The organism is Streptomyces sp. SID11385 (genome assembly GCF_010548245.1).
Classification (GTDB): domain Bacteria; phylum Actinomycetota; class Actinomycetes; order Streptomycetales; family Streptomycetaceae; genus Streptomyces.
Genome location: NZ_JAAGLR010000693.1, coordinates 1 through 8,936, shown reverse-complemented (window position 1 = coordinate 8,936; position 8,936 = coordinate 1). Strand labels below are relative to the sequence as shown.

Sequence of the window (8,936 nt, the reverse complement as noted above, 5' to 3'; positions counted from 1 at the left end):
CGGCCCGGCGTGGACGGCGGGGGCGGCCTCCGGGCCGGTGAGTCCGGCGCACGCGGTGGCGGTCGAGGCGAGACCTGCGAGCAGCAGGCCGGTCCGTAGCCCGGCCAGTCGGGGCCGGACGGGACGGGGGCGGACGGCGCGGGGAAGCGCGGGGCGGGGCATGGCGACCTCCGAGGGGCGACACACGGGCGTAAATATGACAAACCGACAAGACATGGCCATGCCATCACCGCGCAAGCGCCCATCCCGCTCGGCGCGCGAAAGCAACCGCAACAGCCCCGGCCCCGGCGCACGCGCCCCCGTTCACGCCGTCCCCCCGCTCCCCCGCCACCCCCCGCGCGCCCGTACCGACCGTTCGTCGCACCGTTCATCGAGCGCTTCGACCGCCCGTCGCACAGCCGCGTACGGCGTATGGGCGCCCGGCGGCGGGTGGGCTGGCATACCGCCATGACACCGCCGACGACGACGATGCCTGCCCCCCTCGCCGCCATCCCGCGCCAGCGCTCCGCGCGCCGCGCGGGAGCGCTCGGCACCGCGAGCGAGCGGCCCCGCGAGGTCACGGGGGAACGCGAACTCGCCGAGTTGCAACGGGCGCACGGCCAGGCACTCTTCGCGCTGCTGCTGCGGCTGTGCGACGGCGACCGGCAGCGCGCCGAGGACCTGGTGCAGGAGACCTTCGTACGGGCCTGGCAGCACCCCGAGGCGCTGCGCCGCGCCGACTACGCCTCGGTGCGGCCCTGGCTCTTCACCGTCGGGCGGCGGCTCGCGATCGACGCGTGCCGGGCCCGCAGGGCGCGCCCCGCCGAGGTGGGCGAAGTACTGCTCGACCAGGCGCCGCCCTGCGCCGACCACGCCGACCGCTCCGCCGCCGCGCTCGACGTGCGCGAGGCGCTGCGCGGGCTGAGCCGCGAACACCGTGACGTCCTCGTCGAGGTGTACTTCCGGGGCGCGAGCGTCGCGGAGGCGGCGGCGACGCTCGGCATCCCCGCCGGGACCGTCAAATCACGCGCGTACTACGCGCTGCGCTCCCTGCGGAGCGTCCTGCCCGGATACACCCCCGCGACGCATTGAAACCGGACACTGAGTCAAGTCTTCGCAAAGGCACTTGCCGTGACCGCCCCTCGGGTAATCGGCTGTACTCGTCGATCTGAGGAGGACGTACGCGATGGGCAACGGAAGCGGGGAGACGGCCGGAACCGGCACACTCGTGGTGCCGATGGGCTGGCTGTACGCCGAGTACATCGCCGAGGAACTGCTGCGCAGCGGGGACCTGATGCCCCCGGACTCCTTCGAGTTCCGCGCCGGGCGCGACGCGCTCGCGCTGACGGTCTACCTGGCGGACACCGAGGACGAGCTGAGCGGCATCCGCGTCATCACGCAGCTCGACACCTGGCTCGGGCTCACCGCGCACGACCAGCCGTGGCAGGACTGGGTCGCCGAGCGGCTCGCGGAAGCCGCCGCCTCCCGCCCAGGGCCGCGCCGCCGCGCCGAACTGCGGCTCGCGCGCGCGGCCTGGCAGTGGCTGCACGAGACGGAGCTGCTGGCCCCGGACCTGGACGCGGTGCCGGGCGGGGCGGCGGTCCCCGAGGAGGAGCGGCCGAAGGTGTGGACGGCGGCGTGGCGGCTCGGGCTGCCACTCGGGCACCTGGCGATCCACCTCTTCTGAACGGCGCGGCACGGCGGGGCGGGGGCCGTCACGGTCACGCGCGGTGCGGCATCGGGGTCGAGTGCACCCCCGGGTGGTACTTCGGCAGCCGGATCGTGATCCGCGTGCCCGCGCCCACGCCCGTCTCGATGACGAGGCCGTGGTCCTCGCCGAAGACCTGGCGCAGCCGCTCGTCCACGTTGAGCAGCCCGATGCCCGCCCCCGGGCCCCCCTCGCCGCGCAGGACGCGGCGCAGCCGCTCGGGGTCCATGCCGACGCCGTCGTCCTCGATGACGACCTCCGCCTCCGCGCCCGCGTCCCGCGCCCCGATCGTGATGCGGCTGCGCGTCACCGCGCCCTCCAGGCCGTGCTTGACGGCGTTCTCGACGAGCGGTTGCAGGCACAGGTACGGGAGCGAGACGGGCAGCACCTCGGGCGCGATCTGGAGCGTCACCGAGAGCCGTTCGCCGAAGCGGGCGCGGACCAGGGCGAGGTACTGGTCGATCGAGTGCAACTCGTCGGCGAGCGTCGTGAAGTCCCCGTGGCTGCGGAACGAGTAGCGCGCGAAATCGGCGAACTGGAGCAGCAGTTCGCGGGCCCGCTCGGGGTCGGTGCGCACGAACGAGGCGATCGCCGCGAGCGAGTTGAAGAGGAAGTGCGGGGATATCTGCGCCCGCAGCGCCTTGATCTCGGCCTCGATCAGGCGCGTACGGGAGTTGTCCAGCTCGGCGAGTTCGAGCTGCACCGAGACCCAGCGGGCCACCTCGTCGAGGGCGCGCGCGAGGACGGCGGACTCGCGCGGCGCGTACGTGACGAGCGCGCCGAGCACCCGGTCCTCGACCACGACGGGCGCGGCGACCGCCCAGCGCGAGGCGCAGCCCGCCTCGGGGGCGCAGCCGCAGTCGAAGGCCGCGCTGCGCCCGTGCGCGAGCACCCCTTCGAGGCGCGCGGGCAGGTGCGCGGCATGGTGCTCGCCGTGCCCGGACCAGGCGAGCACGCGGTCCTCGTCGGTGAGGCACAGGGCCTCGGTGCCCAGGAGCGTGCGGAGCCTGCGCAGCGCCTTGCGCGCGCTCTCCTCGCCGAGGTCGGCGAGCCCGGCGCGCAGCGGGGGCGCGGCGAGCGAGGCGGTGTGCAGGGTCTCGAAGGTGGCGCGCTCGACGGGGGTGCCGAGGTCGCTGCGGCCCGCCGGGTGGGCGGTACGGCGGCCCAGGAGGAAACCGCCCGCGAGGAGGAGCGGACACAGGGCGAGGAGCAGGGCGGTCGCGGTCACGGGCGCTCCTCCGAGGCGGTCACGGGCGCTCCTGTGGGGCGGTCACGAGCGCTCCCCCAAGGGTTCGTCGTCGGCGCGCAGCGCCTCGGGCAGGTGGAGGCGGGCCATCGTGGCGCCCGCGTGCGGCGGGAGGCTCTTCGGGGTGGCGAGCGAGACGAGGATCATCGCGAGGAAGCCGACGGGGACGCTCCACACGGCGGGCCAGGCGAGCAGGGTGTGCAGCCACCCGGTGCGGACGACGCCCGCGACGGTGAGCGCGACGGCGAGGAGCGCGCTGCCGCCGCCCGCGAGCAGGCCCGCGAGGGCGCCGGGCGGCGTGAGGCGGTGCCACCAGATGCCGAGCACGAGCAGCGGGCAGAAGGACGAGGCGGAGACGGCGAAGGCCATGCCGACCGCGTCGGCGACGGGGACCCCGGCGACGAGCAGCGAGCCCGCGAGCGGCACGCCGACCGAGAGCACAGCGGCGAGCCGGAAGTGGCGCAGCCCGCGCGGCGGCAGGACGTCCTGGGTGAGGACCCCGGTGACGGCCATCGTGAGGCCCGAGGCGGTGGAGAGGAACGCGGCGAAGGCGCCGCCCGCGACGAGCGCGCCGAGCAGGTCGCCGCCGAGGCCCCCGACGACCCGCCCGGGGAGCAGCAGCACGGCGGCGTCCGCGTCCTGGGTGCGGCTCAGCTCGGGCGCGTAGTGGGTGCCGAGCCAGCCGTAGAGCGGCGGGAGGAGGTAGAAGGCGCCGAGGAGGGCGAGGACGACGACGGTCGTGCGGCGCGCGGTGCGCCCGTCGGGGCTCGTGTAGAAGCGGACGACGACGTGCGGGAGGCCCATCGTGCCGAGGAAAGTGGCGACGATGAGCCCGTACGTCGCGTAGAGCGGATGGTCGGCGCGGCTCGTGGCGAGCGGCTGCCCGGAGCCGGCCCCGCCGAGGTAGGCGCTCTCGGCGGGGAGCCCGGCGGGCGCGGCGGGGTCGCCGTGCGCGGCGAGGAGGAGGAAGAAGGCGGGGACGAGGAGCGCGGTGAGTTTCAGCCAGTACTGGAACGCCTGGACGAAGGTGATGCTGCGCATTCCGCCGGCCGCGACCGCGAGGACGACGACGGCCGCCACGAGCGCGCCGCCGAACCAGCGCGGCGCCCCGGTGAGGATCGCGAGGGTCAGCCCCGCGCCCTGGAGCTGGGGCAGCAGGTAGAGCCAGCCGACGCCGACGACGCAGCCGCTCACGGCGCGGCGCACGGTGGCCGATTCGAGGCGGCCCTCGGCGAAGTCGGGGAGCGTGTACGCGCCGGAGCGGCGCAGCGGCGCGGCGACGAGCAGGAGGAGGACGAGGTATCCGGCGGTGTAGCCGACCGGGTACCACAGCATGTCGGGGCCGTGCAGGAGGACGAGTCCGGCGATGCCGAGGAAGGAGGCGGCGGAGAGGTATTCACCGCTGATCGCGGCGGCGTTGAGCGAGGGGCCCACGGTGCGCGAGGCGACGTAGAAGTCCGAGGTGGTGCGCGAGACGCGCAGACCGAAGCCGCCGATGAGGACGGTCGCGAGGACGACGACGGCGACGGCGGGGATGGCGTACGCCTGGTTCACGCGGCACCGTGCCGATCGCCGGCGCGGCGGGGCGGGGGGACGGGCCCGGCCTGTTCGTGCGGGTGTTCGGCGCCGCGTACGAGGCGGGCGAAGTCGCGTTCGTTGCGCTCGGCCCTGCGCACGTACGCCCACGCGAGGACGACGAGCACGGGGTAGCAGGCGAAGCCGAGCACCGCCCAGGTCGTGGCGGGGCTGCGCAGCGCGCCGAGGAAGAGGGGGAGCGTGACGACGGGCAGCGCGAGCACGGCGAGCACGGCGAGGCCCGTGCGGAGCTGACTGCGCATGAGGGAACGCACGTAGGCGGCGCCGAGCGGGGTCTGCTCGTGGATCTCCAGTTGCGTGCGCCGCCCGGCGGGCCGGCGCACGGCCTTGCGGTCCCCCGTCACGACCTCGCGGCGGGGAGCTTGCTCTGCGGGCACGGGCGGAGTGTAGGGGGGACAGGGGCTGGGGCGAAAGGCGTGCAGGTGGAGCGCGGCAGTGCGCGCGAGCGGGTCAGCCGCCCGCCCGCTTGAGGAGTAATTCGCGCAGGCGGCTCGCGTGGCGGCGCGAGACGGCGAGCACCGCCGTGCCGATGCGGACGCTCATGCCGCCGCCGTCCAGGCGCAGTTCCTCGACGCGGTGCAGGGCCACGAGGTGGCTGCGGTGGATGCGGACGAAACCGTGCGGCTGCCAGCGCTCCTCCAGCGTGGTGAGCGGGACGCGCACGAGGTGGCTGCCCTCGGCGGTGTGCAGGCGCGCGTAGTCGCCCTGGGCCTCGACGTAGGCGATGTCGGCGACGGGGACGAGGCGGGTCACGCCGCCGAGTTCGACGGGGACGTGCGCGGCGGTCGTGGTGGCGGGGAGCGCGGGGCGCGGCTCGCGTGCCTCGACGCGTTCGGCGACGCGGCGCACGGCCTCGGCGAGGCGGTCCCTGCGGACCGGTTTGAGGACGTAGTCGACGGCCTTGAGGTCGAAGGCGGCGACGGCGAAGTCCTCGTGCGCGGTGACGAAGACGACGAGCGGGGGCCGCGCGAACCCGGCGAGCAGCCGTGCCACGTCAAGGCCGGAGAGCCCGGCCATGCGGATGTCGAGGAAGAGCACGTCGACGGGCTCCGCGCCGCCCCCGTCCTCCATCCCCTGCCCGAGCCTGCGCAGTGCCTCGGTCGCGTCGGTGGCGCCCTCGGCGCTCGTGACGCGCGGGTCGGCCCGCAGCAGGTAGAGCAGTTCCGCGAGCGCGGGTTCCTCGTCGTCCACGGCCAGTACGCGCAGCATGGCGCTGGAGTCTAGGCGGTACAGGCCCGGAGCGACCCGGGGGTGGAGCCACCTTCTCGCGTCAACGCGGCGTTTCGCCCGTACGAGTGAAATCCGGCGGCCCGCGCGCGGTGCGGGGACGCGCTTCGGAGGCGCACCGCCGGCTCGGCCGCGACTACTTGATGAGCCGGGACAGGCGGCGGTCGGCGAGGGGCTTGCCGCCGGTCTGGCAGGTCGGGCAGTACTGGAGCGAGGAGTCCGCGAAGGAGACCTCGCGGATCGTGTCGCCGCACACGGGACAGGGCTCGCCGGTGCGGCCGTGGACGCGCAGGCCGCTCTTCTTCTCGGCCTTGAGGCTGCCCGCGGCGAGGCCCCGGGAGCGCGCGACGGCCTCGTCGAGGGTCGTGCGCAGGGCCTCGTACAGGCGGCTCGTCTCCTCCTCGGTGAGGCGGCCCGCGTTCTTGAACGGGGAGAGCTTCGCGGCGTGCAGGATCTCGTCGCTGTACGCGTTGCCGACCCCGGCGAGGAGACTCTGGTCGCGCAGGGCGCCCTTGAGCTGCCGGCGCTCGCCGAGCAGAAGCTCCGCGAAGGCCGCGCGGTCGAAGCCGGGGGCGAGCGGGTCGGGGCCGAGGCGGGCGATGCCGGGAACGGCTTGCGGGTCGTCGACCACGTACACCGCGAGGCGCTTCTGCGTACCGGCCTCGGTGAGGTCGAAGCCGGAGCCGTCGTCGAGCACCAGGCGCAGCGCGAGCGGGCCGCGGCCGCGCTTCGGCGGCGTCAGGGGCACCGCGTCCTGCCACCGCAGCCAGCCCGCGCGGGCGAGGTGCGTCACGAGGTGCGGGCCGCCGTCCGTGACGATGTCGAGGAACTTCCCGTACCGGCGTACGTCCGTCACCTCGTGCCCCACGAGGGCGCTCGGCGGCGGGTCGTAGGTCTTGAGGACGTTGACCGCGACGGGCAGGACGCTCGTGGGGGTGCGTCCGACGAGGTGGTCGTCGAGGAAGTCCCGCAGGGCCTCGACCTCGGGCAGTTCGGGCATAACCCCCAGATTGCCTCTCCGTCGCCGTGAAAGCCAGCGCCCGGTCCCGCGGCCCGCGTCACGCCTCCCGGTCCCGCCCCGCCGGCTCCTCGCCCGGCCTGCGCACCTCGAACTCGCACCACACGCACTTGCCCGCGCCCCGCGCCTCCACGCCCCACGCGTCCGCGAGCAGGTCGACGAGCATGAGCCCGCGCCCCGACTGCCCCTCGGCGTCCGCCTCGCGCCGCCTCGGCAGGGCACTGGAGGCGTCCTCGACCTCGACGCGCAGGCGGCGCACTGCCCCGGTGAGCACGCGCAGGGTGACGAGCGAGGGGCCCTCCGTGTGGGTCAGCGCGTTGACGACCAGCTCGTCCGTGACGAGTTCGATGTCGTCGGCGCGGGAGCCGGCGCCCCAGGAGCGGACGGCGGAGCGGATCATGCGGCGGGCCTCGGCGAGGTCGCGCGGGTCGCCCGGCGAGACCTGCTGCTGGAGTCGGCCGCCGTACAGCGGGGCGCCGGTCGTGGCGCGGCGGCGCAGGAGCAGCACGGCGACGTCGTCCTCGCCGCCGCGCCGCTCGACGCCCGCGGTGAGCAGGTCGGCGAGCAGCCGCAGGTCGCGCGGGCCGGTGCGCAACTGCGTCGCGAGCTTCGCGAAGCCGTCGTCGAGGTCCGCGCCGGGGACCTCGACGAGTCCGTCCGTGCACAGGAGCAGCGTCGCGCCCGGGTCCAGTTCCAGCGTGGAGACGGGGTAGTCGAGCGCGGCGAACTGCGAGGAGAGCCCGAGCGGAAGGCCGCCGGGCACGGGCACGCGGCGGGCGGAGCCGTCCGGGGCCATGAGGAAGGGATCGAGGTGTCCGGCGCGGACGAGCTGGAGGACGCCGGTGCTGAGGTCGGCCTCGGCGTAGAGGCAGGTCGCGAAGCGGTCGGTGTCGAGTTCGTCGAGGAAGAGCGAGGTCCGGGCCATGACGGTCGCGGGCGGGTGGCCCTCGGCGGCGTAGGCGCGCAAGGCGATGCGGAGCTGGCCCATGACGGCGGCGGCGTGCGTGTCGTGGCCCTGAACGTCGCCGATGACGGCGCCGGTCCGGCCGCCGGGCAGCGGCACGAGGTCGTACCAGTCGCCGCCGACGTCGCGGCCCGCGCTCGCGGCCCGGTAGCGCACCGCGACCTCGGCGCCCGGCACGTCCGGGATGGTGCGCGGGAGCATCGCCTGCTGGAGCCCCTGCGCGAGGTCCTTCTCCTGCTCGTAGAGCATGGCGCGCTGGAGGCTCTGCGCGAGACTGCTGCCGAGGGCGATGAGGACGTTGCGCTCCTCGGCGGAGAAGGTGTGCGGGTGCCGGTAGAAGAGGCCGAGCGAGCCGATCGGCTTGCCCTGCGCGACGAGCGGCAGGTACGCGGCGGCGACGAGCCCGAGGTGGCTGATGCCGGCCCACAGCCCGGGGTAGGCGGCGGCGAAGGCGTCGGCGGTCTCCAGATAGACGGGGCGCAGGGTGCGCACGACGTCGCTCATGGGGTACGGCTCATCCACGCGGGTCCAGCGGGTGCCGGGGACGAAGCCGCCGGCGGGGCCGTCCGCGACGAGGCGGATGCGGCCCTGTTCGAGGAGGCCGACGACGAGCGAGTCCGCGCCGAGGCGCACGAGGCCGTCCTGTTCGCGCAGGATGTCGAGGACGTCGCCGACGGTGCGCGCGGCGGCGAGCGCGGCGGTGGTGCGCTCGACGACGGTCGTGCGGCGGCGCAGCTCGGAGGCCTGCTCGCGGCGGGCGGTGGTGTCGCTCAGCTCCTGGGTCGCGTCGCGGACGATGCCGAAGATGCGGCGGGCCCGGCCGTCCGCGTCGCGGCGGATGTAGCCCTGGGTGTGGGTCCAGCGCAAGGAGTCGTCGGCGCGTCGGATGCGGAAGTAGCCGGCGTACGTCTCGTGGCCCGCCGTGATGGCGTCCTTGACGAGGGCGGCCATGCGGTCGCGTTCGGCGCGGGGCATCTGTGCGGACGCGGTGGTGGCCATGTCGTCGAAGCGCTCGCGGGGCAGCTCGAAGACGGCGAGCGCCTGCTGGTCCATGTGCATCCGGCCGCTGTCGAGGTCCCAGTCGAAGCTGCCCATGCGGTTCATGGCGAGGATCGGGTCGGGGCGGACGGGCCAGTCGTCCGGGCAGGGGGCGGCATCGCCCGCCGGGTCGCCGGAGGGGGCGGGCGCGGGCTCGTGG

Annotated in this window: 8 protein-coding genes; 2 read left to right on the top strand and 6 right to left on the bottom strand. The window is 75.1% G+C overall.

All coding sequences use genetic code 11. From position 1 onward, the window contains the following. Positions 1–447: 447 nt before the first annotated feature. Entirely contained in the window at positions 448–1,071 is a 624-nt protein-coding gene (locus G3I42_RS21240) for a sigma-70 family RNA polymerase sigma factor (protein WP_164288234.1), read from the top strand. Between the two features lie 94 nt (positions 1,072–1,165). Beyond that, positions 1,166–1,666 (top strand): hypothetical protein, encoded by a 501-nt coding sequence (locus tag G3I42_RS21235; RefSeq protein ID WP_164288232.1) that lies wholly within the window; start codon positions 1,166–1,168, stop codon positions 1,664–1,666. Positions 1,667–1,700: 34 nt separating this feature from the next. Here the strand turns inward: G3I42_RS21235 and G3I42_RS21230 are convergent, their stop codons facing one another. The 6 genes from G3I42_RS21230 to G3I42_RS21205 form a co-directional block, all read right to left on the bottom strand. Next, positions 1,701–2,915 (bottom strand): histidine kinase, encoded by a 1,215-nt coding sequence (locus G3I42_RS21230; protein ID WP_164288229.1) that lies wholly within the window; start codon positions 2,913–2,915, stop codon positions 1,701–1,703. Between the two features lie 42 nt (positions 2,916–2,957). Continuing rightward, positions 2,958–4,487, bottom strand: a complete 1,530-nt coding sequence (locus G3I42_RS21225; RefSeq protein ID WP_164288227.1) for a cation acetate symporter — start codon at positions 4,485–4,487, stop codon at positions 2,958–2,960. Beyond that, positions 4,484–4,906 carry a hypothetical protein gene (locus tag G3I42_RS21220; protein WP_343244611.1) on the bottom strand — a complete coding sequence of 141 codons (423 nt, stop codon included), beginning with the start codon at positions 4,904–4,906 and terminating at the stop codon, positions 4,484–4,486. The genes G3I42_RS21225 and G3I42_RS21220 overlap by 4 nt, the downstream gene beginning before the upstream one ends. 73 nt (positions 4,907–4,979) lie before the next feature. Beyond that, positions 4,980–5,738 carry a LytTR family DNA-binding domain-containing protein gene (locus tag G3I42_RS21215; RefSeq protein WP_164288225.1) on the bottom strand — a complete coding sequence of 253 codons (759 nt, stop codon included), beginning with the start codon at positions 5,736–5,738 and terminating at the stop codon, positions 4,980–4,982. Between the two features lie 154 nt (positions 5,739–5,892). Next, the gene (locus G3I42_RS21210) at positions 5,893–6,756 is read right to left on the bottom strand and encodes an Fpg/Nei family DNA glycosylase (protein WP_164288223.1); all 864 of its coding nucleotides are present in this window, start codon (positions 6,754–6,756) and stop codon (positions 5,893–5,895) included. 58 nt (positions 6,757–6,814) lie between these two features. Further along, the coding region (locus G3I42_RS21205) for a SpoIIE family protein phosphatase (protein WP_164288221.1) at positions 6,815–8,936 on the bottom strand (2,122 nt) is incomplete at its 5' end.